Source organism: Snodgrassella sp. W6238H11 (assembly GCF_016100525.1).
GTDB lineage: Bacteria > Pseudomonadota > Gammaproteobacteria > Burkholderiales > Neisseriaceae > Snodgrassella > Snodgrassella alvi.
On the sequence record NZ_JACFSH010000003.1, the window covers coordinates 136,444 to 162,341 of the forward strand.

Consider the following 25,898-nt stretch of genomic DNA (forward strand, 5'->3'; position numbering starts at 1 on the left):
ACAGCGGTACATAAAAAATGGAGACATAAAATTTAAAATTAATCTAATACTACATATATATTTTCTAAATGGTTCAATTTTAATTTATTGAAAAGGCAAGCGTATTTTATCATATGGGGATAAATTTAGAATATTCTTTATCCAATTACCAAAACTATATTTTTTTACAATTTCATCATCTATCGGTCTAAAGGGTTTAGATAAAAACTCTTTAATTTTTTGTGAAAGATCATCTTTATGCCAGATAAGAATATTATCAGGATGATAAAAATCGTAGTTAGATACATTAACATTATTAGTAATTAATTTTTTCTGGTAATACAAAGCTTCAAAAATCCGAAAAGATAAACCATTATGAAGTGGATTAACGAAATCGACAATAATATCTATTTCGTTTAACATTTCTATATTTTGAGAAAAATCAATTTCATTTTCGGCACCAAAGATAAAATAATCAGAGCAATGGTATTGATTAATCTTATCCTGATTACTCGTAGGGATAATAAACTTTAGCTGAATACCGTTTTCAATTAACTCTGCTGCACAATATTCAATGTCAGCAACACGTTCGGAAACATGTGTTCCTACAAAATATGCTATTGTTCCTTTATGCTTTATCGGTTGCGGTTTGTTCATATCAAAATAAAAATTGGTTATTCCTTCCAATTTATGGTTTTGATAATTATTATCTACTATATCATAGCTATCAAATACATAAAATTTATCAAATAAATTTATTGTTTCTTTTGTACAAGGCATACGTCTCATTCCATCCCACTGATAAGCAATAAATTCGTTTTTTGTATGTGCTTTCATCAAATTTAATAAGCTTATTGGATACAAATCAGGACGTATAATAATAGCATATTCATAATTTCTTTTATTTAACGCTTGCTCAGCATTTGATAAAAGTAATTTTTCTTTTAACTTTGTTTTATATGAATAATTTCTAAAAAAAAGCTTTTGCACCAGATTATACAAATAATCTTTAAAACTCTGATAATGAAAATGCTTGATATATTCTGGGTAGTTATCTATGTACAATACCTCAAATCCGTAAAATTCCAGATTTTTTTTGATTTGTAAGTAAATATTACGGCTTTTAGGCATACCCAGAATAATTGTTTTTGTCATAAAATATACCTTATCTCCCATACAAAATTTACGGAACCATTATACAATATAAATTTAGACAATATTTAGACCAACTATATTGCTTGTTAAACAAAAATAATTCAAATTTAAATTAAATAAATTTTTTCCATATTACTTTAAATTTTTTATATCTTAATATAGTTTATATTATAAAATATTACATTTTACCAATTTTTGAATGTAATTTTATGAATATTCTTATCACTGGAGGAGCAGGATTTATTGGGTCAGCAGTTATCAGATATCTGATCAATGAAACTGACCATAAAATTTTGAATGTTGACAAATTAACCTATGCCGGTAACTTAGAATCATTAGCCACCATTGCAAATAATTCCCGTTATCATTTTTGTCAGGCCGATATTAGTGATCAAGCACTTATAACACAATTATTTAAGCAATTTCAGCCAGATACAGTAATGCATCTAGCAGCAGAATCACATGTTGATCGTTCAATATCCAGCTCAGCAGAATTTATTCAGACTAATATTGTAGGCACATTTCAACTTTTGGAAATAAGTCGTCATTACTGGGAAAATTTGCCTGAAGAAAAACAACATCTATTTCGCTTCCATCACATTTCAACTGATGAAGTTTATGGTGATCTTAGTGATTTAAGTACAGAATTATTTACAGAATCTACTCCATACGCTCCAAGTTCACCCTATTCAGCCAGTAAGGCAAGTTCAGATCATCTGGTTCGTGCCTGGCATCGTACTTATGGACTGCCAGTTATTATTACAAATTGCTCAAATAATTATGGACCTTATCATTTCCCGGAGAAATTAATCCCATTAACTATTCTTAATGCTTTACAAGGTAAAAAACTGCCTGTATACGGAAATGGTGAACAAATCCGGGACTGGCTGTATGTTGAAGATCACGCCAGAGCTTTATATCAGGTTGTCACAAAAGCCAAAGCAGGCAGTACTTATAATATTGGAGGGCATAATGAACAGAAAAATATTGATGTAGTAAAAAATATATGTAATCTTCTAGATGAACTGGCGCCCAATAAAACACTTGGGATAAAATCCTACAAAGATTTAATCACATTTGTTCCGGATCGTCCCGGACATGATGTACGTTATGCTATTGATGCGAGTAAGATTAAACAAGAACTTGGCTGGGAACCAAAAGAAAATTTTCAATCAGGTTTACGCAAAACCGTATTGTGGTATTTAAACAATCAGGATTGGGTAAATCATATTCTGACCGGAGAATATCAGAAATGGATACAACAACAATACCACCCGCAATAAGATATAATAAACCAAATATTTATTTAAAATTAAATTCTAATTGAATTAATAATCAAGGAACAAAAAAATGGTTAAACGAAAGGGTATTATACTGGCTGGCGGATCCGGAACCAGACTTTATCCTATTACTTTAGGCGTATCAAAACAGTTATTACCCATTTATGATAAACCGATGATTTACTATCCCCTTTCTGTACTTATGCTGGCCGGGATACGAGAAATCATGATTATTTCAACTCCTGCAGATTTACCTAATTTTAAAAAAATGTTAGGTGACGGCAGAGATTTAGGAATTGATTTATCTTATAAAGTACAACCATCTCCTGACGGATTGGCACAAGCTTTTATTCTCGGAGCAGAATTTATTGGCAAAGATAATGTCACACTTATTCTGGGTGATAACATTTTTTACGGGCAAAGTTTCGGTGCACAATTACAAAAGGCAGCACAACAGGAAAAAGGTGCTACCGTATTCGGTTATTATGTCAATGATCCTGAGAGATTCGGTGTAGTCGAATTTGACACCAATGGAAAAGCACTTTCCATAGAGGAAAAACCGAATGAAGCAAAATCAAATTATGCAATTACAGGATTGTATTTTTATGATAATGACGTTATTGAGATAGCCAAGAGTATTCGTCCTTCACCCAGAGGTGAACTTGAAATAACCGATATTAACAATGCTTATTTAAATAAGAAATTATTAAATGTTGAAATACTTGGACGTGGCTTTGCCTGGCTGGATACTGGTACACATGATTCACTGATTGAAGCCAGCTGTTTTGTTCAGACAATTGAAAAAAGACAAGGTTTAAAAATAGCATGTCTTGAAGAAATTGCTTTTAATAATAGCTGGATAGATTTAGATCAATTGTATAAACGCGGCAAACTTTTTCAAAAGACAGATTATGGTCAATATCTATTAAAACTATATAGTGAATTTTCTAGGAAAGCCTGAATATGAATGTGATTGAGACTAAGATTAAAGATCTGCTGATTTTAGAACCCAGAGTTTTTGCAGACAATCGTGGTTGGTTTATGGAAAGTTTTAACCAGACAACTTTTAATTCTATTCTATCGTCATATAATCAATCAATTGTAAACTTTGTACAAGATAATCACTCAATTTCACATAGGGGCGTAATCCGTGGATTGCATTATCAGATAAATCCACATGCTCAAGGAAAACTTGTAAGAGTAGTCAGTGGAAAAGCATGGGATGTCGCTGTGGATATACGGACATCATCTCCAACTTTTGGTCAATGGGTGGGAGTCGAGCTATCTGAAAACAATCTTCGGCAATTCTGGATACCCGCTGGATTCGCACATGGTTTTATTGCCTTAGAAGATAATACTCAATTCTTATATAAAACCACCAATTATTATTCTAAAGAATGCGAACGCAGCCTATTATGGAATGATACAGATTTAGCTATTAATTGGCCAATTGAAAGAAATATGTCAATAAATCAAACTGATAAAGACAACAATGCTTCTAAACTTAAAGAGTTAATAAATAATAATATTGATCTTTTTTAAAAAGAAAAAAGGATTAGATTATTAATCCTTTTTTTTCTTTTTATCTATTCACGATAATACAATTAACTAACTAAACCCCTACCACAATAATCATCATCCAGAATTAATTCTTCTAAAACTTTATTGCTTTTTGTTTGTAATGTAAAACAAAATTCTTTGTACAGAATATCGGCAATTAACAATGAAGGATTGAAATCATTATACATATTCTTTCTAATATCAACAGAATCATGAACAAAATCTATAGCTCCTTGTTGCAACTGAGCTCGTATAGATCGTGTTGCCAGTTCTTCCTCAGACAAGTCTTTAAATTTACCTTTTAAATTAATATTTTCATCAATAATATATTTAATAATTTGAGGATCATCAGCACTTAACAACTTTTCCAATTCAAAGCTATGAGAAAATAGTTTAGAGTCATGGAACTTAGATTTACAATTATCAACATAGCAACCTTTTATCATAATATTATTTTCTAAACCTTCAATATGTGAAACCATAGTTGCAAAATAATATCCATGAATTGGCTTCATTAATAGTTTGTTTAATGCTTTTTGTATAGTACCAGAATATCCAACATCCACAACACTAGATGTTTGATTTGAATTAATATTTACTTGCTCCAAATACATCATTAATGTTTGCTTTTCTATTTTAGCTTCATTAATAATATCTTCTTTAAGAAAATCTAATAAAGGCTTCAAATGTATAATATTTTTTTGTTTTATACTTAATTTCTCATTTTTAATCCATAATTTTTTCTGATAAATTTCTTCCCATCTTTCAGGATCCAACTTTAAACCAAATCTCTCAATAAAATAATTCTGGATATCATTTTCAAAATAATTTTTTTCGGCAATGGCAATAATATCTTCCATATTAGTGATATCGGGTACAGTTACACACCGACGAGATAATTGCAAATAAATGCTTTTAGGACTATTATTTTCTGTTATACTCCATAAGTCATATACTTGTTTAATAAATTTACCTTCTCTGGCCAAAAAGTACAGTGTATTTATTTTATCAACTTTTGCCTGCTCAATTAACCATTGACAGAATGCTGTTACAACAGGTCCTACTAAGTTATAACCTAACTGATAAGGATTTGAATTAAACAAAGAAAGAAATTCAGATTTATTTTTAGTTAAAAATATATTATTTAGATTTTTTTTAACTAATAGACCTATTGTTAACTCTTTATTAATATCATTTTTAATTAATCCTTTACTCATTAAATTTGAGTATGAAGGTAAAGCAAAAGCTAAGTCAGAAGCTCTCAAAATATGAAGACATTTTATTCCATATTTTTCTGTAGGTAACTGTAAATCGGAACGCTCATTATCTCCAATCATAATCATTGCATTGCTATCTATGCTTTCTTTTTTTAATACATATTCATATAATTCACCACTATCTTTTCGTTTTCCTATATCTGATGACAAATATAAATTATCCCATGTATCAATTCCATTTTGAAATAGCATTGTTTCAATAATATCTTTTGTTAGGAACATATCACTGATTAAAATTACTTTCTTACCAATATTTTTAGCATAATTTAGTATTTGAACTATTTCTTGTCTGGCACTTACAGAAGATATTTCCACTTTTTCTTCAATTTTTTGGATATAGTGAACTTTACTTTCTGGAAGTTTGGATAATTGTTGAAATTGATCATAAATGTCATTTATAGATACATCTTTGCCTCCTTTTTTTATTCTGGACTCAGACTCAGCAATACCACGATACTTTTCGAATGCTATTTTACTTTCATTATCAAGAGATAATGCAACTATTCGTTTAGTATGATCAGGATTTAATAATGGTCTTATTAGAAGTGTATCAAATATATCAAAAGCAACGATTTTTATTTTTTCTTGGTTAATTTTCGATTTATAAAAATCTATATTTCGATTAAAATACTGTGTATCAAAACGATAAGTCGACCAGGATGGGTTTTCTCTTTCTTTAAGGACAATTGAGTTATATCCTGTTTGAGCAGGAACAACTCCTAATAATCTCTCAAGGACGTGTGCCAACGTTCCATCAGTTTGCCCTCGTTCCTCTGGAAAATCTTCCCATTTGAAATTCAAGTTAAATAAAGGTTTTAATGCATCTGTTCGAGCCCAAAACATTGAACCTACTGGAAAATTAAAATAACCTTCAACCATAGGTAATTTTAATCGATTTAATATTTGGTGACCTTGAGTACGATTTGCTAACCAAGTACATGCAAAGTAAGGAAGGCGATGATACATTTGAGGATAGATTATCCCTATTTTTTTATTTCCTAAAAATAATGAAAAGATTTTTTGTATATTTGATGAATTTCCAAAGAGTGAGTTAAATAAATAGCTGCGCCAACCGTCAGTTGCACCATTATTATATTTAGATTTTTTACTTTGTAAATGTGCAATATATTCATATTGTTTTAGTTTTGAACCAAAAACAACAAACATTGGAGCTATATCTCTACCTTTATTTGGAACTATTTGTATATCAAGGATATTAATTTTTTTTATTTTTTCAAATCTTTTTTTGCATAAATTTTCAGTATCCTTATCAGTAACTGAAACAAACACATCAAATTTAAAAGGCACTTTAGATAATTGTTCAACAAACTCGTTTATTAAATCTTTATAAAAAATATGGCAATGTACTGCCACACTACCTGGCTGACCTTTTAAGTTTGAATTCTGCGATTCTATATCTAATAATATATAGTTATTATAGCAAATATTTTTCTTTAAAGATAATACTTTTGGATGATTTTTAAACCAGCTTGGATGAACTTTAATTGCCCAATTTAATAAAGCTGGTTGCCATTTTTTAGGAAATTTATAATAAATTTTTCTTAATTTATTACGTAATGATTTTTTTAATAATTTTATAAATTCTTTTTTCTTCTTTTTAAATTTAGATAATAAGTAATTTAATGATTTTAAATTAAATAATGAATGACGTTCTATTATTTTATTTAAGATTTGCTGCTGACTATTTAATTGTAACTGAAAATTTTCATTCTTTTCAGTATTAAAAATTAAAAATTCTGTTATTATTTTTTCAAAATAATTCTGTTTTTCAATTATATGATTTTTTGTATTTTCAATAAGGTTTTTTATATCATTATTACTTGGCATTACTTTATCATTTAATTTCTCTTGTGAAGAATAATTATCTGATTTTATATCTACTCTTGAACATATTAATTCTCCCAACCGAGCAAATAATTTTGTTATTACGGCTTCATCATATCCTGAAATATCTGTTTTCAACTTCTCATTCAAAATAGCTTGACTCATACTTCCAATAAATAATACACCTAACCCATGAGAATGTTTAAATTCATAATGTGGATATTGTAAACGTAACTCTTCCCAAAATTTCCATACACCAAAATTACGTTCTCGGACATTGATATCATGAAATAATATAATACCATTATCAGACATCTTGGGTAACCAATTTAAAAAATCGTGTTTAACAGCCTCATATGTATGAAAACCATCAATATGTAATAAATCAATACTATTTTCATTGAAATATGAGTTCGCTTCATCAAATGTCATACGCATTAAATTAGAAAATTCTGCATAGTGCTCATTGTGGTATTTAGCTAATTCTATATATACATTCTCCGCATAATTACCCGCATGTTCATCTCCTTTCCATGTGTCAACAGCATAACATTTAGCATCAATACAATTTTCTGCTACAGCCTGACACATAGCTAAATAGGAATTACCAGAATGAGTACCTAATTCTACGATCACACTTGGTTGTTGTTCTTCAATAAGCCAGCTAACAAATGGTATATGCCCACACCATCCATAAGGCCATGTTAACTTACGAGGCTCGGTTAACATAGAATTATTAACTTTAAACATTTTAAAATTTACCTATTTACAATTAAATACTAAAAATGTTCTGAAATTTAATCAGAAAAATTCAGTTATTATAATAAATAATTATATTTTATTGTATAAAATTCAATCTATTTTTATATTATAATTTCAATAATTTATTTTATAGATAATTTTCTATATTAAATTCAAAAACTAATTTAAAATTGAATAGATATTTTAATAACACTAAATTTGATATGTATTTCCAATAAATAGCTTTTATTATGAATCTGATTTTTATAAAATACATATTATTCTTTTAATTTTTTTAAATATATTTATTCAAATTCAAATAAATCATGACCACTATTTTTTGGCTAATTTTGATATTTCTGATTATCTCTTCTATTTCATGTTTATTACTTGTAACATCAAATCGAAAATTATTACACAAACATCAGGCTTGCTCTATTCTCTTATCTGAAGCAGAAAATGAGCTAAGTCGTATCCGGGCAGAAGTAAATAATCTACACCAAATCAATCAGAATCATAATGCTGAGCTTTGTAATTGCCGCCAAGAGTTACAGATCGTACATAAACAACTAAGTGCAGCCGAAGCTGTTAATGCTCAATTAACCGATATTCAGGGGGCTTTAGAGCGGGAACAACAACAGTGCCGGTCTGTTTCTACTCAACTGGCAGCAGCAGAACAGCAACTACAAGACTGGCAGTTACGTAGTGAGGAGTGGCATTTGCGTGAAGAAGAGTTTCTAAAGGTACAGGAAGAATTAAATCATGTGCGTGTGGAAAATAGTCGTCTAGCTACACAATTAAAGCATGAACGTGAAACTTATGATGAAAAGCTGACTTTGCTTAATGAAGCCCGTGTTAGTCTGACTGATCAGTTTAAATCACTGGCCAATGATATACTTGAAGAAAAAAGTAAACGTTTCAGTGAACAGAATCAAACCAGTCTTAATCAGTTATTAACTCCCTTACATGAACGTATGCAGGGATTTAGTCAGCTTGTACAAAATACTTATGAAAAAGAAGCTAAAGAGCGCACTACTCTTGAAACTGAACTGAAACATTTACAGCAGTTAAATGCGCAGCTGCACAATGATGCTAAAGCACTTACAGATGCATTAACTGGTACCCAGAATAAAAATCAGGGTAACTGGGGCGAAATGATTCTGGAAAAAGTGCTGGAAAATTCAGGTTTACATAAGGGGCGTGAATATGTTTTACAGGCATCCTCTACTGTTATTGATGAGGATGGCCGGCAGCGCCGGCTGCAACCGGATGTTCTGGTGAATTTACCGGAGAATAAACAGATCGTTATTGATGCAAAAACTTCGTTAACTGCTTATGTACGCTATACTCAGGCAACAGATCCCGGTTCTGCGACCAAAGCACTGGCAGCCCATATTCAGTCGGTACGCCAGCATATTAAGGATCTTTCAGCTAAAAGCTATGATGAAATTGACGGGTTAAATACACTGGATTTTGTGTTCATGTTTATTCCGGTTGAACCGGCATACTTACTTGCCTTGCAACAGGATAATCAGCTTTTTGATGATTGTTTTCAGAAACGGATTATGCTGGTCGGACCCAGCACCTTACTGGCGACATTACGTACAATTGCGCATATCTGGCGTAATGAACAGCAAAACCAGAATGCTTTGGCTATAGCCAAAGAAGGCGGCAAACTATATGACAAATTTGTTGGTTTTGTGAATACGCTTGAAGGTGTAGGTAAAAATCTGGATCAGGCTCAGGGACAATTTCAGAAAGCAATGGGGCAATTAGTAAACGGACGTGGTAATCTGGTAAGTAAAGCCAATAAATTACGTCAATTAGGTGTACAAAGCGGTAAAAATTTACCAGAACATTATCAAATCTCAGAAGACGACGAGGAAGAACTAACTCTGTCTATTCCTGATTCACTTTGAAAAAAGTTCGCCATTTATTTTAATGTATTGATGATTTAAATATGATTTTGTTTAAATGTATATCAGTAATTTAAATTATAAACCAACTTACAAGAGCTGTTGACAGACAGTATTTTTAACCATCTTGCCAATTACATAAATAATTAATATTTATGTAGTCTTTCAGGCATATATCATTTGATGCTGGATTGTATCCGAATGACTCAAACTGATTCTCAATCATCTGTTCCATTATTACGCAGAATTTTTAGCCGACATATGCTGATATGTATATTTACAGGTTTCAGCTCTGGTTTGCCCTATTATTTTCTGATTAATCTGATTCCGGCATGGTTACATAGTGAACATATAGATTTGGCAACTATTGCTTCATTTTCCATTATCGGTCTGCCTTTTACCTGGAAATTCTTATGGTCACCATTGATGGATTTAGTTAAATTACCATGGCTGGGTAGACGGCGTGGCTGGATGTTTATCACACAAATTGCATTATTGCTGACTTTACTCGGCTACATCGGGCTTAATCCTAATCAGAATATGACAAGTATAAAAATTCTGTCTGTGTTCGTAGCTTTTTTTGCGGCCAGTCAGGATATTGTTTTGGATGCTTTCCGGCGTGAAATATTGCAGGATAATGAGTTAGGATTAGGTAATGCGATTCATGTTTATGCCTATCGTATTGCCTCAATTATACCGGGCTCTTTATCATTGATTCTGGCTGAGACACATCCATGGTCGACAGTATTCGCCATTACCGCACTATTTATGCTTCCTGGTCTATTTATGACCTTCTTTCTGACACAAGAACCCAAACTTCCTGTAATTACTCACAAATCTTTTAATCAGACAGTTATTGCTCCTTTTAATGAATTTTTTAATCGTAAAGGTATTAAAAATGCTTTGCTGATACTGTGTTTTATTTTTTTGTATAAACTGGGTGACAGTATGGCTACTGCGCTGGCTACACCTTTTTATTTAGATATGGGCTTCAGTAAAATAGATATCGGTCTGATTGCTAAAAATGCCGGCTTGTGGCCAACAATTATTGCTGGTATTTTGGGCGGGATCTGGATGATTAAATTAGGTATTAATCGTGCTTTATGGCTATTCGGACTGGTACAGGTTTTTTCTATATTGGGATTTGTCTGGCTGGCAAGTCAGGGACCTTTTGCCGTAATCAGTTTAAAGCAGCAGTTAATGCTGGCAACCGTTATTGGCGTTGAAGCAATTGGTGTTGGTTTGGGTACGGCTGCTTTTGTGGCTTATATGGCACGTGAAACCAACCCTGCCTTTACTGCCACACAACTGGCATTGTTTACCAGTCTGGCGGCAGTACCAAGAACTTTATTTAATGCAACAACCGGTTATCTGATTAACTGGCTGGGCTATGTCAATTTTTTCTGGTTATGCTTTTTTCTGGCATTCCCCGGTATGCTGCTATTAATAAAAGTTGCGCCATGGAATAAAAACGTAACAGATACTTAGTACTGCTTGTACATATAATTAAACTAAAAAGAGATTATCAGAACTTAGTTTGTGCCTAATTCAAAAGCTAATTGGCAAACAGAATGATCTGGTTCAATTCAGAATACATAATTCTAAATATTTGCATTAAAGCTTCAATAATCAGGTTTTGCAGGATAAATTTGAACACTTTGTCAGTTAAATGCAAGCCTGATTAGCGTAAATATGGATTATGCAGTTTCTCATGACCGATAGTAGTCATAGGACCATGCCCCGGCAAAACACGGGTACTATCTGGCAAAGTTAGTAGTTTACTTTGAATCCCATGAATTAAATCAGCATGATTTCCGCCTGGAAAATCAGTACGGCCGATAGATTCACGGAATAAAACATCACCAGCAATCAATAAGTTATTTTCCTGATTGTAAAACACAACATGACCGGGCGTATGACCGGGTATGTGATAAACAATAAATTTATGTTCACCAACGGATAATTCATCGCCATCTTCCAACCAGCGTGTGGGAGTAAGTGGTTTACTAACCGGAAAACCATAATTAGCGGTAATTTCAGGTAATGCCTGCAACCAATAATCATCAGACTGATGCGGCCCCAACACAGGGACACTTTGCTGCTCAGTTAAATCGGCTACACCACTGGCATGATCAAGATGTCCATGTGTTAACCAGATAGCCTGCAGTTTAAGCTGGTGCTGGCTGACTGCAGATAATAAACGTTCAGCCTCTCCGCCAACATCAGTTAGTACAGCTTCCTTGCTGACATCATCCCAAAGCAATGCTGCATTTTGTTGAAATGGTGTTACTGGTATCACTTGAATTTGTAAAGCCATTATTTTCTCTTATTTTGTTACTAATTTATAAGAATAGTGCTTTGCTTAAAAAATATATACTCACGAACAATAATAAACAGGCAAAACATTGTTTCAGCATTGTCGGTGAAAGCCGATGAGCTACTTTAGCCCCCTGTTTGGCAGTGATAAAGCTCATAATACTTATACCAATAAATGCGTAAATATGAACATAACCAATGGTATGAGCTATATCAATGTGTTCATGCGCTCCAAAGAATATAAAGCCTAATGCCCCAGCAATCGCAATCGGCAAACCACATGCAGCGGAGGATCCTACTGCCTGTTGCATTGCTATTCCGCTTCGATTCAGATAAGGCACTGTTAAACTTCCGCCTCCGATACCAAATAAAGCAGATGCCAGGCCAATAACAACACCTGCACACCAGTGCCAGCGTGGATTAATTAACGGCCTGTTCTGTCTGCTGGATTTTACCCGGGCTCTGCGAAGCATATTGATGCCAACGAACAAAGTAAAAATACCGATAACCAGTTGCAATTTCTGACCGGATAAAGCATCAGCAATAGCCGCACCTGCGAATGAGCCAAATACAAGTCCAGGAGTTAACCGTCCTACCACCGGCCAGAGCACTGCATGATTTTTATTATGAGCCAGCATGGAACTGACTGACGTAACCATAATAGTGGCTAGGGATGTGCCAAGCGCAAGATGCATGGTGACAGCCTCACCATAGCCCGCATGCATAAAGACTATATAGAGTATAGGAACAACGATTAAACCACCACCTACTCCGAACAGACCGGCAGCAAAGCCGGCTACCGCACCGATTATTAAATAAGCAAGCAGTTCCATAGATTATTTTTTTGCTGCACTAATACTGTATATTAATGGCGAAAGTGGCGTACTCCGGTTACGACCATTGCTATACCATGCTCATTGGCTGCATTAATCACCTCTTCATCCCGTACAGAACCGCCAGGCTGAATAATGGCTTTAATACCCTGCGCAGCAATTACATCTACACCATCTCTGAAAGGAAAAAATGCATCTGAGGCAGCACAGGCACCTGTCAGTTCAAAACCTGCATCCTGTGCCTTACGGGCAGCGATTCTGGTTGAATCAACCCTGCTCATCTGACCTGCCCCGATACCATAGGTTTGACCGCCTTTACCAAAAACAATTGCATTCGATTTTACGTATTTCGCTACTTTCCATACAAACAGTAAATCATGCATTTCTTGGTCAGTCGGTGAACGTAATGTGACTACCTGCAATTGTGCTTTTTCGATCTGATGATTATCCGGTGTCTGTACCAGTAGACCACCGCCGACACGCTTTAATTCAAACTGATTGGCTCCGGCTGACAAAGGAATTTCAAGCACACGTACATTTTTTTTAGCAGCAATAATAGCTTTTGCCTCTGCACTGAATCCGGGTGCCATTAATACCTCAAGAAACTGACCGGTAACTGCTTCTACTGTTGCTGCATCTACCTCACGGTTAAACGCGATAATACCGCCAAATGCACTGGTTGTATCGGTAGCAAATGCCAGACGGTAAGCGGTTAACGTATCCGCTGCAACTGCTACTCCGCAAGGGTTAGCATGCTTAACGATAACACAGGCTGGCTGAGTAAAAGATTTAACAGCCTCCCATGCTGCATCGGCATCAGCAATATTGTTATATGATAATTCTTTGCCTTGCAATTGCTGATAATTAGCCAGACTACCGGCAGCCGGGCTCACATCACGATAAAATGCTGCCTGCTGATGAGGATTTTCTCCATAGCGTAAATCCTGCACTTTCAACCAGTTCTGATTATATTGCTGAGGAAAAGTGTGTAATTGCGGCTTTCCGGACAAATTTTGATCGTCAATACGAGTCAGGTAATTAGTGATCATGCCGTCATATTGAGCTGTATGGGCAAAAGCTTTTCGTGCCAGATTAAAACGCGTTTGCGCGGATAAACTGCCAAGCTGCTGTATTTCGGCAATAACGGCTTCATAATCATGATAATCTGTAACAATGGCTACATCCCGCCAGTTTTTGGCTGCAGAACGCACCATTGTCGGACCACCAATATCAATGTTTTCAATAGCATCTTCCAGTGTGCAGTCAGGTTTAGCTACTGTTGCCGCAAATGGATACAAATTTACACAAACCAGATCAATGGTTCCAATATCATGCTCTGCCATTTGTGCTACATGCTCAGGACAGTCACGTCGTCCCAGAATACCGCCATGAATTTTCGGATGTAATGTTTTAACCCGTCCGTCCAGCATTTCCGGAAAACCCGTATAGTCTGCCACTTCAGTGACAGCAATACCGGCATCAGCCAGTAAACTGGCTGTGCCTCCGGTTGACAGTAATTCAACCCCCAATTGTGCCAGCTGATGCGCAAATTCAATTACACCGGTTTTGTCTGATACACTCAGCAGTGCCCGTTTGATTACAGCCATGATTTCTCCCTTAATATGCGAATATTACTGATTTAATCCAGCAGATGATGCTGGATTAATTTTTTACGTAAAGTATTGCGGTTCAAACCAAGAATTTGTGCTGCACGTGTCTGATTGTTATCACATACGTCCATTACACAACGTAATAGCGGTAATTCCATCTGCTGTAATACCATATCATATACTGCACAAGGTGTTTCACCATCAAGATCAGCAAAATATTGACGTACATTTGCCTCTATACATTGAGCGATACTAACTTTAGGCATTTCACTCATTTACATTTTCCTTATATAACTCAGGGCAAACTGCTTATTGCTCACGGTAATCACATGGCCACTCTGTTAATTGTGCTACTTGCCTGTCCAGAAAATCATTAACCAGCTGCAACTGTATTTGCGCATCATCTGTCGTATTCACCTGTCTGCGAAAAATTTCACCTTCCGGCAGACCGGACACATACCAGCCAATATGTTTACGGGCAATGCGCACCCCCGTAAATATCCCGTAAAAATCATGTATAGCAGAAACATGATTAACTATAATCTGCGCATGCTCCGCTACGGTCAGTGCCTGCGGTAAACAACCATGCTTATAGTAATGTACCAAATCGCGGAACAACCATGGCTGTCCCTGTGCAGCGCGCCCGATCATCACACCATCGGCGGCGGTTTGTTGTTTTATATCAATCGCTTTTTGCGGGCTGGTAATATCACCGTTAACCCATAATGGCAGGTTTATCTTCTGTCGTACTTGTGTAATCAGATCATAACTTGCCGTTCCCCGGTACATTTGCGTTCGTGTTCGTCCATGGATAGCAAGAGCAGCAATTCCTGCCTGTTCAGCTATTTGCGCAATGGTTAAAATATTACGATGATCGTCATCCCATCCCAGACGGGTTTTCAGCGTTACCGGAACATCAACTGCGCCGACAACGGTTTGCAAAATAGCCTTAACCAGCGATTCATTTTGTAATAGAGCACTGCCAGCCAATACATTACATACTTTTTTTGCCGGGCAGCCCATATTAATATCAATTACTTCAGCACCACGGGCTACATTATAGCAGGCAGCCTCGGCCAGCTGCTGCGGATAACTACCCGCAATCTGTACTACCCTGACCCCGCTTTCACCGTCGTAGTCTGCCCGCTGCAAAGTCTTACGAGTTTTCTGTAAATAAGGATCACTGGTAATCATTTCACTTACAGCCCAGCCTGCACCAAATTCACGGCATAACTGACGGAAAGGTTTATCAGTTATACCTGCCATCGGAGCTAAGGCAAACGGAGTAGCAAGCTGATAACAACCAATTTGCATAATTGCTAAATCAAACGGAGAAAGAAGAATAAATATCTAAATATTGTACATTTTTTAGGCACTCACTCCAAATATAAATAATATTATTAAAATAGTTCATTGATTAATTTAAAAAAAATTATTTATTAAATATAAAATAGTTTTAGCCCGCTAATACTTTAGCCCAGTTTGTTTTCTGCAATTTGCTTTCAGATGTCCGAAATAGATATTTGCTGTATCGGTTAAATACTGATTAATCAATTACGAGTAAAATACTAGCTAACAGGCCAGAATATAATAAATTTTATGCAATTTGCTTATATTTATCTCTGCTGCAATAAAGCGACTATTTCAAAATGTCAGTACTTAAATAAGAAGATATAAAACAGCCTGTCGACTTGTTGGTCAAATAACCACAAGCAGATTACAGGTGATATTTAAAGTGATTTTAAAGCTTGCTGGCAATATTTATTTTATTTTGTGTGAAGTTAAATGATCTTAGGTACAGTTAGCTGGCAGGAAGATATTGAAAGCTACAAATACAGTCCATCATACTAAAAGAGCAGCTTAATAAAGTTTTATTAAGATAAAAAACTCTATTAAGCTGCCGGATACTATTCAGATAACAATTATTCTATCCATTGAAGAATTTGTTGCTGAATTTTTTCTGCATTTAATCCCATTTGCGCTAACAATCGTGCTGTATCACCATGTTCAGTAACAATATCAGGAATTCCGAGTGTCAAAACAGGTTTAGTCAGATTATGCTGTACCAGCGCTTCAAGCACAGCACTTCCTGCACCGCCAATTTTACTGTTTTCTTCAAGCGTAACTATATAATCATGTTCTGCTGCCAGCTGTACTAATAACTCTGTATCCAGTGGTTTGACAAAACGCATATCTGCTACTGTAGCATCAATAGCATTAGCTACAGTCAGTGCCGGTTGTACCATACTACCAAACGCTACCAAAGCAATTTTACTTCCTTTGCGGCGTACTACTCCCTTACCAATTGCTACTGTGGACAAATCTGATCCCGCTTCGATACCGGTACCCGTACCACGCGGATAACGCACAGCCGCCGGCTGATTAAGCTGATAGCAGCTTGATAATAGTAAACGGCATTCGCGTTCATCACTAGGAATAGCAATTACCAGATTAGGTACACAGCGCAAATAGCTTAAATCATAGACACCCGCATGTGTCGGACCATCTGCACCGACAATTCCGCCGCGATCAATAGCAAACAAAACCGGCAAATTCTGTAATGCCACATCATGAATCAGCTGATCGTAAGCACGTTGCAGAAAAGTTGAATAAATTGCTACAACCGGCTTCATCTGCTCACAGGCAAGTCCGGCAGCAAAAGTAACCGCATGCTGTTCTGCAATACCTACATCAAAATAACGTTCAGGGTAAAGCTTCTCAAACTCTACCAGACCACTGCCTTCACGCATTGCCGGAGTAATGGCCAGTAATTTATTGTCTGCTGCGGCCTGATCGATTATCCACTGACTAAAAATCTGTGTATAAGTGGGTTTAGCAGCCCCGGCAGATGAATGCAAACCCTGCTGAGGATCAAATGCACTGACAGCATGGAATGCAACCGGATCATTTTCTGCCAGTTTATAGCCATGCCCTTTTTTAGTAATAATATGCAACAATTGCGGCCCTTTACGGCTGCGCATTTCCTGCAATACATCTACCAGCTGAATCACATCATGCCCGTCAACCGGACCGGAATAGGTAAATCCAAAATTATCAAATAATGATAAAGTTTCAGAGCTGGTGCTTTCTTCAATCAGCCCCTTAATTTTATTTTCTACCCGCTGAGCCACATCCAGAGCACCCGGAACCAGACTCAGCACTTTTTCTGATTTGTGCTTGATAGATTTCACTAAGTCTTTTACATCATGCAAAGGATTTTTCGCCAAATATTTGGGTAAAGCTCCCACATTGGGTGAAATAGACATTTCGTTATCGTTGAGAATAACCAACAAATCAATGTCCATATCCCCGGCATTATTCAACGCTTCAAATGCCTGCCCAGCCGTCATTGCCCCGTCACCAATAATAGCCACACTACGATTGGTTTTATGCTGTAATTTATCAGCAACAGCCATACCCAGAGCAGCACCAATTGAAGTAGAGGAATGACCGACGCCAAACACATCGTATTCAGACTCGCTGCGTTTAGGAAACCCAGCCAGACCACCGCATTGCCGCATTGTATTCATGCGTTGCTTACGTCCGGTCAGAATTTTATGCGGATAACTCTGATGCCCTACATCCCAAATCAGATGGTCATATGGCGTCTGATATACAAAATGCAAAGCAACAGTTAACTCAACAGCCCCCAGATTACTGGCAAAGTGTCCACCTGTTTTACTTACTGATTCCAGTAAATAGGCGCGTAATTCATCGGCCAGCTCAGGTAACTGTGTTTTTTGTAAACGACGAACATCCTGCGGTAAATCAATGGTATCAAGCAGTGGTGTAGAATTCATGATCAGACTTTGCTTATTATTAATTTATTAATCCGGATGACAGATCAAATACCTGCCAAATAAATGCAGAGTAATTATATACCAGCATACCCCCTGCACGGGGGTATTTCACTTTATGACGATAAATTATTTTTATCCGGATTCATCCAAATAATTTCAGTCAATCAAAACAATTCAATCTTAAATTACCAATCAACACTATTGAATTACTCACGATGATAAGGATGATTATGCAGAATCGACTGTGCACGATAAAGCTGCTCTGTCAGCAATACCCGCACCATACCATGAGGTAAAGTAAGACTGGAGAGCCGCAATAACAAATTCGCCCGCTGCTTTAAACTATCAGTCATACCATCGGCACCACCAATAACAAAACACAGATTATCACCCTGATGCTGCCATTTTTTTAACCAGTCAGCGAGTTCCATCGAAGTAGGGGCTTTTCCGCGCTCATCCAGAACTATCAGGTAACTATGCGCAGGAATGGCTGCAACAATACGCGCCTCTTCTGCAACCATTGCCTGCACTGTACTCGTTCCGGGACCGCGTTTTTCCGGCTTGATTTCTTTAAGCTGAAACTGAATTTCACGACCAAATCTTTTACTGTAATCGGTTACAGCATAATCTATCCATTGCGGCATTTTCGTTCCTACCGCCAGCACAGTAATATTCATTCAATTCCAGTAAAATTAGTATCCGGCACAAATCAATCTGCAGCCTGCCATGGCTTAGCTGCCCCAGCATGAAAGGAAGGCTTTTCACCACCCCACAAAGCTTCAATATCATAATAATCGCGTACTGCCGGCTGCATAACGTGCACAACCAGATCACCAGCATCAACCAATGCCCATTCACCGCTATCAAGACCTTCAGTGCTGATAATTTCATAACCAGCCTCTTTCAAATCGACAGCCACATTATTGGCCAGAGCCTTTACCTGACGTGTACTGTCACCACTGGCAATAATCATGCGCGAAAACAGCGAAGTTTGTGCTGAAGTATCCAGCACAATAATATCTTTTCCTTTAATATCTTCAAGTGCATTAACGCTAACGGCTACCATATTTTCCCATTGAGCGATAAGATTTTCATCCATATAGTAAAATACCCTATTATGTTAAAAGCATTTCCAGCTTAGAAATACTCTATAAATATAAATTATGCCTGATAAAGACCTTCATGGTCGATATATTCAGCCACAGTCTCCGGAACATCATCATGATGACCTGATGACCATTTTGCACGAATATCAGTTGAGCTGACTGGTAAAAATGACGTTTGTAATAAAACAGCACGTCCGCCATCACTACCATCCGGTACAGTCATATTTTTAGCCAGTGCATCTGGCAACCATTGCTGCAATGATTCCGGCAAATCGGTTAATCCCTGTTGACCGCGCTGAGCAATTGCCAGATTCACACTTTGTAGCAGAGCCTGATAGCGATGCCAGTGAAGTAATTGCAACAATGAATCCATTCCCAGCAACCACCATAACTGAGTCTGCGGAAATACCTGATGAAACAGAGATACCGTATCAATAGTATATGTAGGCCCATTACGTAGTACATCGCAATCAGATACACTAAAACGTTTGTCTGTACTAATTGCCTTTTCCACCATAGCAAGACGTTGTAGTGCCGGCGTACAGGCAACCGTCGGTTTATGATACGGATCACCAGCCGGAATAAAAATAACATTATCCAGCATTAACTCATCCGCAAAACCCTGTGCAATATGAATATGTCCATTATGCGGAGGATCAAAAGTGCCGCCGAACAAACCGATACGTTTCATACTTTATTTCCGTTAACCACAATATTCAGCTTACCGGTAATGGGATGAATAACTAGACCATGTACCCTAATCTCACTGGGCATCAGAGGATGCTTACGTATCATATTCACCGAATGCATAATAGCATCTTCCACACAATCAAAATCAGTTAACCATTTATGAAAATCTACGCCGGCATTTTCCAGAATTTCAAGGCGCTCATCGCTGATCCCCCGGGCGCGCATCCGGTCAAGCATATCAGGCACATGTAATTCCTGCATGCCGCAATCATAATGCCCGATCACCATAATTTCAGTTACATTCATTTCAAATACAGCCACTAGTAATGAACGCATCACGGAACCCCAGGGATGGGTGACTAAAGCACCGGCGTTACGAATTACCTTAGCATCTCCATTCTTCAATCCCAGAGCACGGGGTAATAAATCCAGAATCCGTGCGTCCATACAGGAAACAATCGCCAGATTTTTTTCCGGATATTTATCTGTAAAAAATTGCTCATACTCTTCTGCATCAACAAATCTTTGATTAAAGTCCATAATTTCATCGATTAAAGACATAATTTCTCCCTCTGCATTTATTTAATCGTTACATGAATCTTATTACATTGATACATCAGCCCGAAGAACAAAAACCATAAAATATTCAGGCAGCCCAACGGCTGCCTGTTAACAAACCGAACTGTCTATGCACCTAACCAGAGCAATTTAAAAGCCCATAGTACAGCAATAATCCACACCATATAAGAAACTTCTTTAACTCTGCCACAGAACAGTTTAATTAGTGCATAACTAATAAAACCCATTGCAATACCATCTGCAATTGAATAAGCGAAAGGCATAAAAATCAGTGTAAAAAATGCAGGTGCAGCTTCCGATACATCTTTCCAGTCAATTTCCGTCATACTGCGCATCATCAGTACACCCACATATAACAAAGCAGGCGCAGTTGCATATGCCGGTACACTGGCAGCAAGCTTGGAAAACCACAAACTGGCCAGCATCAGAAGACCAACCACCACTGCTGTCAGACCTGTACGACCGCCTGCAGCTGCTCCGGCTGCCGACTCTACATAAGCAGTAGTAGAAGAAGTCCCCAGCCCAGCACCGACAACAATTGCCGTTGAATCGGCCAGCAACGCTTTTTTTACCCGTGGTAATTTGCCATCCACTAACAAACCGGCACGTCCGGCAACACCAATCAGAACACCGGTACTGTCAAATAAATCCACAAAGAAAAACACAAAAATAACGCTAACCAGACTCATGGTAAATAAATCATGAAAATCCAGCTGTAAAAAGGTAGGAGCCAGAGAGGGTACCGGCGCAAATACTCCCTTAAATTCATTAAGACCTGCTACTGAAGCAATAGCCGTAATTGCCAAAATACCGATAATAATTCCGCCACGTATGCGGAAATGCTCCAAAGTAACAATAAAACAAAAGCCCACGATCGTCAGCAACACCTGAGGAGAATGAATATCACCCAGGCTGACCAGAGTGGCCGGATTAGATACCACCACTCCGGCACTTTTGAGCGCTACCAGAGCCAGAAATAAACCAATACCGCCGCCAATAGAATACTTGAGAGAATTCGGTAGTGAATTAACAATCGCTTCGCGCACCTTAAACAGGCTTAAGATAATAAAAACAATACCGGAAACAAAAACTGCACCCAGTGCTACCTGCCATGATATACCCATACCTTTTACAACAGCATAAGTAAAATAAGCATTCAGTCCCATACCGGGCGCGAGTGCGATCGGATAATTGGCTACCAATCCCATCATCATGCAGGCAAAAGCTGAAGAAATACAGGTAGCTACAAATACCGCACCAAAATCCATTCCGGCATCCTTAAGAATGGAAGGATTAACTACCAGAATATAGCTCATTGCCAAAAAAGTAGTCAGACCGGCTAACACCTCAGTGCGCACACTGCTGCCACTTTCTTTAATTTTAAAAAAACGATCCAGAAAAGAAGTACCCGCTGGGCTCATGCCAATTCCTTTTAATACCGAACAAAGGCCAGACAAAACCGGTTATCATTAATAAATGTTTACTGATAACCAGACGAAAAAACAAATAAATATAGCATCACATTCCGACAACAAGCACAGCCTTTATACTGTATTAATGTACATGTTCCGGTATCCAGATAAATGGATTAATGCAGCGTTTCCCCTTATTAGAAAGATTAATCACTTAATCGGCTAAAACCATTTTTCCGCGTAAAGAAAAAGTATGTGCCTCAGTGATTTCCAGCTCTACCATCTGATTAATCAAACGAGGATGCCCTGTAAAATTAACTACTCGGTTATTTGCTGTACGCGCCTGTAACTGATCAGGATCTTTTTTAGACACACCTTCTACAAGACAGCGCTGTACACTGCCAAGCATAGATTGATTAATACGCGCTGTCTCAGCTTCAATCACTGTATTTAATGCTTCCAGACGACGTACTTTTTCAGCATGAGGAGTATCATCCGGTAAATTTGCTGCCGGTGTTCCCGGACGCGGACTATAGATAAATACAAAGCTTAAATCAAAAGCCAGATCTTGTACTAACTTCAGAGTTTGCTCAAACTCACGCTCAGTTTCTCCCGGAAAGCCAACAATAAAGTCTGAACTTAAACATAAATCCGGCCGGATAGCCCGCAACTTACGGATAATATGTTTATACTCTAAGGCTGTATAGCCACGTTTCATTGCCATTAAAACACGGTCAGAACCAGACTGTACCGGAAGATGCAAATGTGATACCAGCTTAGGTAAATCACGATAACACTCAATGATTGCATCAGAAAATTCTCGCGGGTGGCTGGTCGTAAAGCGCATGCGTTCAATACCAGGTATCTCATGCACTATGCGCAGCAACGTCGCGAAATCACAGATTTCACCATCACCCATATCGCCGCGATAGGCGTTTACGTTTTGTCCCAGCAGATTAATTTCCTTGACACCCTGTTGTGCCAGACCGGCAATTTCAGTAAGCACATCGTCAAGTGGACGTGAAAATTCCTCTCCGCGCGTGTAGGGTACAACACAAAAACTGCAATATTTGGAACAGCCTTCCATAATAGATACGAACGCTGCTCCACCTTCAACACGTGCAGGCGGTAAATGATCAAATTTTTCTATTTCCGGAAAAGAAATATCTACCTGCGACAGACCACTGGTTTCCTTATCAAGAATCATTTGTGGTAAACGATGCAAAGTCTGAGGACCGAAAACCACATCCACATAAGGTGCGCGCTGAATAATCGCCTCACCTTCTTGTGAAGCCACACAACCACCGACACCGATAATTAAATCCGGATTTTTAACTTTCAAAGGTCGGATACGCCCCAAATCTGAAAATACTTTTTCCTGAGCCTTTTCCCGAACCGAACAGGTATTAAAAAGAATAATATCTGCATCTTCAGCCCTGTCAGTTCGTTCTAAAGGTTGCCCTTCTGCCAGAACAGACAGCATTTTTTCACTGTCGTATTCATTCATCTGACAACCAAAGGTTCGTATAAATACTTTTTTCATAACACCTACAATAATTATTCAACCTGCGGATTATTGGGTCTCACCAATGCATCCTGCTCTTCATCAGTCAGTACCCAGATTTCCTGAATCTGATTTGCTCTGTCAACGCGCACTGCTATCGTTGTATTCTTAAATTTGTACAAATTGTTATACGTAACAAAACGATTATTTGTATCATGTATACGTACTCCCCTGCTTAATTGAAATGTTTTATTACCTTTAACTAAGCCCAGACTTAACGTACGTAACCATGCCTTTTTTGCCGTTCCTAATACAACCTGCTGTCCTTCTGCTTGTTTCAATACAACTATATGAATATCATTAGGTAAAACACGACCTGCCCATACTAATGAAGAGGATAAAAAAATCAGGCTCAACAATACTAAACGTAAATATTTCATGATTTCTCCTTAAATAACAATAGTCAGATAAGAGTCAATAATTATACGCAGAAGAGAGATAAACAGCAGCTTTTTAAGAAAAACGAATTCTGAAAAGCTAAAACAGTAAATACAAACTTATTAAATCAAACAAATGTATTTAAATAGAATTACGGTAATAAACTTACACTAAACAAGTAGTTTAAATTCGGTTCAAAAATCAGCTTTTTATTTGTGTATTGATTAATTCCTAAAATAACTATATTTTCGGCATCATAACAAAAAACCAAACTTACTCAATAATGAAAAAATAGTGAATCGTACCTACTAAAATTTATAGATATATACTGAATTACTACATCACGACTACTAAATAAATACACATTTTCAAACTATTCACAAAACCATAAAGCAAAAAATCAAAATGAAACAAGCCAGCCTAATGGCTGGCTTGTTCGTGAAGCCTGATTACTCAGCTACAGCTTCAGATTCAGGTGCTTTCTCAACCAACTCAACCAGAGCCAGCGGAGCATTATCGCCTTTACGGAAGCCATACTTCAATATGCGCAGATAGCCACCATTCCGATTAGCAAAGCGCGGGCCTAACTCATTGAATAATTTAACAACAACATCACGATCACGTGTACGATTAAAAGCTAAACGATGATTAGCCAGTGAAGGCTTTTTACCTAAAGTAATCAATGGTTCAGCTACACGACGCAACTCTTTTGCTTTCGGCAAAGTAGTTACAATTGTTTCGTGAGTCAATAAAGAATTGGCCATATTACGCAACATAGCAGCGCGATGACTGCTGGTGCGATTTAATTTGCGGTTACCATTACGATGACGCATGTCATTATCCTTTAATCATCAAACTTGTGGCTTTTCCAGACTGGCCGGCGGCCAGGCTTCCAGTTTTGAACCCAACGTCAATCCTTTGGAAGCCAGGACTTCCTTGATTTCGTTCAGAGATTTTCTACCCAGATTCGGGGTTTTCAACAATTCAGTCTCTGTGCGTTGAATCAAATCGCCAATATAGTAAATATCTTCAGCTTTCAAGCAGTTTGCTGAACGAACGGTCAACTCCAGATCATCAACTGGACGAAGCAGAATCGGATCAATCGGTGGTTCTTTCTCTTCTACCACGGTAACTGGAGTACCCTGTAAATCTGCAAAAATTGACATTTGATCAATCAAAATACAGGCCGCATTGCGAACTGCTTCTTCAGGGTCAATAGCACCGTTGGTTTCAATATCTAAAACCAGACGATCTAAATCAGTACGCTGCTCAACACGAGCAGGTTCTACTTCAAAGCTGACACGACTGATAGGCGAAAAGCTTGCATCTAGTTGAATAGCGCCGATACGTTTGTGGTCGTCTTTATTACGACGGCCTGACACAGACTCATAGCCTCTGCCTTGTTCAACCTTAATTTCCATATTGATACTACCACCTTCAGACAGGTGGCAGATAACATGATCAGGGTTAACAATTTCGACATCATGAGGTAACTCAATATCAGCTGCGGTAACAACACCGGCACCTGATTTTTTCAAACTTAAAGTTACTTCTGTGCGGCCATGCACTTTAAATACTACACCTTTCAGGTTCAGTAGAATATCAACAACATCCTCCTGAACGCTGTCAAGTGTAGAATATTCATGCAATACGCCTTCAATCGTTACTTCTGTCGACGCATAACCATTCATTGATGACAGTAAGATACGACGCAAAGCATTACCCAAGGTATGGCCGAAACCACGTTCAAAAGGCTCCATAGACACTTTGGCACGGGTAGCAGACAAGGTGTCAACGTCAATTTGACGTGGCTTCAAGAATTCGGATGTGTTTTGCATTTAACTGTCCTCACTTAAC

General features: G+C 37.3%; 21 protein-coding genes and 1 pseudogene. 5 read left to right on the forward strand and 17 right to left on the reverse strand.

Features of this window, described 5'->3' with window-relative positions:
- Positions 1 to 84: 84 nt before the first annotated feature.
- Positions 85 to 1,134, reverse strand: a complete 1,050-nt coding sequence (locus H3V00_RS07035) for a hypothetical protein (protein WP_025331666.1) — start codon at positions 1,132 to 1,134, stop codon at positions 85 to 87.
- A 191-nt stretch (positions 1,135 to 1,325) separates the two neighbouring features.
- Here H3V00_RS07035 and rfbB point away from each other — a divergent pair, with 191 nt between their 5' ends.
- The 3 genes from rfbB (at position 1,326) to rfbC (ending at position 3,956) form a co-directional block, all read left to right on the forward strand.
- The gene (gene rfbB, locus H3V00_RS07040; protein ID WP_370570101.1) at positions 1,326 to 2,417 is read left to right on the forward strand and encodes a dTDP-glucose 4,6-dehydratase; all 1,092 of its coding nucleotides are present in this window, start codon (positions 1,326 to 1,328) and stop codon (positions 2,415 to 2,417) included.
- A 67-nt stretch (positions 2,418 to 2,484) separates the two neighbouring features.
- A complete protein-coding gene (gene rfbA, locus H3V00_RS07045) occupies positions 2,485 to 3,375 on the forward strand; it encodes a glucose-1-phosphate thymidylyltransferase RfbA (protein ID WP_025331668.1) in 891 nt (296 codons plus the stop codon).
- A gap of 2 nt (positions 3,376 to 3,377) precedes the next feature.
- Positions 3,378 to 3,956, forward strand: a complete 579-nt coding sequence (rfbC, locus tag H3V00_RS07050) for a dTDP-4-dehydrorhamnose 3,5-epimerase (RefSeq protein ID WP_084586428.1) — start codon at positions 3,378 to 3,380, stop codon at positions 3,954 to 3,956.
- A gap of 62 nt (positions 3,957 to 4,018) precedes the next feature.
- On the opposite strand, the gene H3V00_RS07055 is transcribed toward rfbC, so the two are convergent.
- Positions 4,019 to 7,846, reverse strand: coding sequence for a rhamnan synthesis F family protein (locus H3V00_RS07055; protein ID WP_025331670.1), 3,828 nt, complete (start codon positions 7,844 to 7,846; stop codon positions 4,019 to 4,021).
- Positions 7,847 to 8,604: 758 nt separating this feature from the next.
- Between H3V00_RS07055 and H3V00_RS07060 the strand changes: the two are divergent.
- Positions 8,605 to 9,756, forward strand: a pseudogene (locus tag H3V00_RS07060) (DNA recombination protein RmuC); the annotation flags it as partial.
- A 198-nt stretch (positions 9,757 to 9,954) separates the two neighbouring features.
- Positions 9,955 to 11,241 (forward strand): AmpG family muropeptide MFS transporter, encoded by a 1,287-nt coding sequence (locus H3V00_RS07065; protein WP_232335956.1) that lies wholly within the window; start codon positions 9,955 to 9,957, stop codon positions 11,239 to 11,241.
- A 193-nt stretch (positions 11,242 to 11,434) separates the two neighbouring features.
- Here H3V00_RS07065 and H3V00_RS07070 read toward each other — a convergent pair whose 3' ends face one another.
- The 15 genes from H3V00_RS07070 to rpoA form a co-directional block, all read right to left on the reverse strand.
- The gene (locus H3V00_RS07070; protein ID WP_198207292.1) at positions 11,435 to 12,070 is read right to left on the reverse strand and encodes an MBL fold metallo-hydrolase; all 636 of its coding nucleotides are present in this window, start codon (positions 12,068 to 12,070) and stop codon (positions 11,435 to 11,437) included.
- A 25-nt stretch (positions 12,071 to 12,095) separates the two neighbouring features.
- Positions 12,096 to 12,902, reverse strand: coding sequence for a sulfite exporter TauE/SafE family protein (locus H3V00_RS07075; protein WP_198207294.1), 807 nt, complete (start codon positions 12,900 to 12,902; stop codon positions 12,096 to 12,098).
- A gap of 32 nt (positions 12,903 to 12,934) precedes the next feature.
- Positions 12,935 to 14,509, reverse strand: a complete 1,575-nt coding sequence (purH, locus tag H3V00_RS07080; RefSeq protein ID WP_198207296.1) for a bifunctional phosphoribosylaminoimidazolecarboxamide formyltransferase/IMP cyclohydrolase — start codon at positions 14,507 to 14,509, stop codon at positions 12,935 to 12,937.
- Positions 14,510 to 14,541: 32 nt separating this feature from the next.
- Positions 14,542 to 14,778 (reverse strand): Fis family transcriptional regulator, encoded by a 237-nt coding sequence (locus tag H3V00_RS07085; protein WP_037394816.1) that lies wholly within the window; start codon positions 14,776 to 14,778, stop codon positions 14,542 to 14,544.
- A gap of 43 nt (positions 14,779 to 14,821) precedes the next feature.
- The gene (gene dusB, locus H3V00_RS07090) at positions 14,822 to 15,826 is read right to left on the reverse strand and encodes a tRNA dihydrouridine synthase DusB (RefSeq protein WP_198207298.1); all 1,005 of its coding nucleotides are present in this window, start codon (positions 15,824 to 15,826) and stop codon (positions 14,822 to 14,824) included.
- Between the two features lie 608 nt (positions 15,827 to 16,434).
- Complete coding sequence (dxs, locus tag H3V00_RS07095) at positions 16,435 to 18,312, reverse strand: 1-deoxy-D-xylulose-5-phosphate synthase (protein ID WP_198207300.1); 1,878 nt, start codon at positions 18,310 to 18,312, stop codon at positions 16,435 to 16,437.
- 206 nt (positions 18,313 to 18,518) lie between these two features.
- Positions 18,519 to 18,989: a 23S rRNA (pseudouridine(1915)-N(3))-methyltransferase RlmH gene (rlmH, locus tag H3V00_RS07100; RefSeq protein ID WP_198207301.1), complete on the reverse strand. Its 471-nt coding sequence runs from the start codon at positions 18,987 to 18,989 to the stop codon at positions 18,519 to 18,521.
- Positions 18,990 to 19,021: 32 nt separating this feature from the next.
- Positions 19,022 to 19,411 (reverse strand): ribosome silencing factor, encoded by a 390-nt coding sequence (gene rsfS, locus H3V00_RS07105; protein ID WP_025331679.1) that lies wholly within the window; start codon positions 19,409 to 19,411, stop codon positions 19,022 to 19,024.
- A 62-nt stretch (positions 19,412 to 19,473) separates the two neighbouring features.
- Entirely contained in the window at positions 19,474 to 20,109 is a 636-nt protein-coding gene (gene nadD, locus H3V00_RS07110; protein ID WP_198207303.1) for a nicotinate-nucleotide adenylyltransferase, read from the reverse strand.
- On the reverse strand, positions 20,106 to 20,669 hold the full coding sequence (locus tag H3V00_RS07115) for a carbonic anhydrase (RefSeq protein WP_025331681.1): 564 nt from the start codon (positions 20,667 to 20,669) through the stop codon (positions 20,106 to 20,108). The genes nadD and H3V00_RS07115 overlap by 4 nt, the downstream gene beginning before the upstream one ends.
- Positions 20,670 to 20,794: 125 nt before the next feature.
- Positions 20,795 to 22,108, reverse strand: coding sequence for an NCS2 family permease (locus tag H3V00_RS07120; protein ID WP_084548680.1), 1,314 nt, complete (start codon positions 22,106 to 22,108; stop codon positions 20,795 to 20,797).
- A 205-nt stretch (positions 22,109 to 22,313) separates the two neighbouring features.
- The gene (gene miaB, locus H3V00_RS07125) at positions 22,314 to 23,642 is read right to left on the reverse strand and encodes a tRNA (N6-isopentenyl adenosine(37)-C2)-methylthiotransferase MiaB (RefSeq protein WP_037394635.1); all 1,329 of its coding nucleotides are present in this window, start codon (positions 23,640 to 23,642) and stop codon (positions 22,314 to 22,316) included.
- A gap of 14 nt (positions 23,643 to 23,656) precedes the next feature.
- Positions 23,657 to 24,043: a hypothetical protein gene (locus H3V00_RS07130; protein ID WP_110414714.1), complete on the reverse strand. Its 387-nt coding sequence runs from the start codon at positions 24,041 to 24,043 to the stop codon at positions 23,657 to 23,659.
- A gap of 447 nt (positions 24,044 to 24,490) precedes the next feature.
- Complete coding sequence (gene rplQ / locus H3V00_RS07135; protein ID WP_025331685.1) at positions 24,491 to 24,874, reverse strand: 50S ribosomal protein L17; 384 nt, start codon at positions 24,872 to 24,874, stop codon at positions 24,491 to 24,493.
- Between the two features lie 18 nt (positions 24,875 to 24,892).
- The gene (gene rpoA / locus H3V00_RS07140) at positions 24,893 to 25,879 is read right to left on the reverse strand and encodes a DNA-directed RNA polymerase subunit alpha (protein WP_025331686.1); all 987 of its coding nucleotides are present in this window, start codon (positions 25,877 to 25,879) and stop codon (positions 24,893 to 24,895) included.
- Between the last annotated feature and the right edge of the window lie 19 nt (positions 25,880 to 25,898).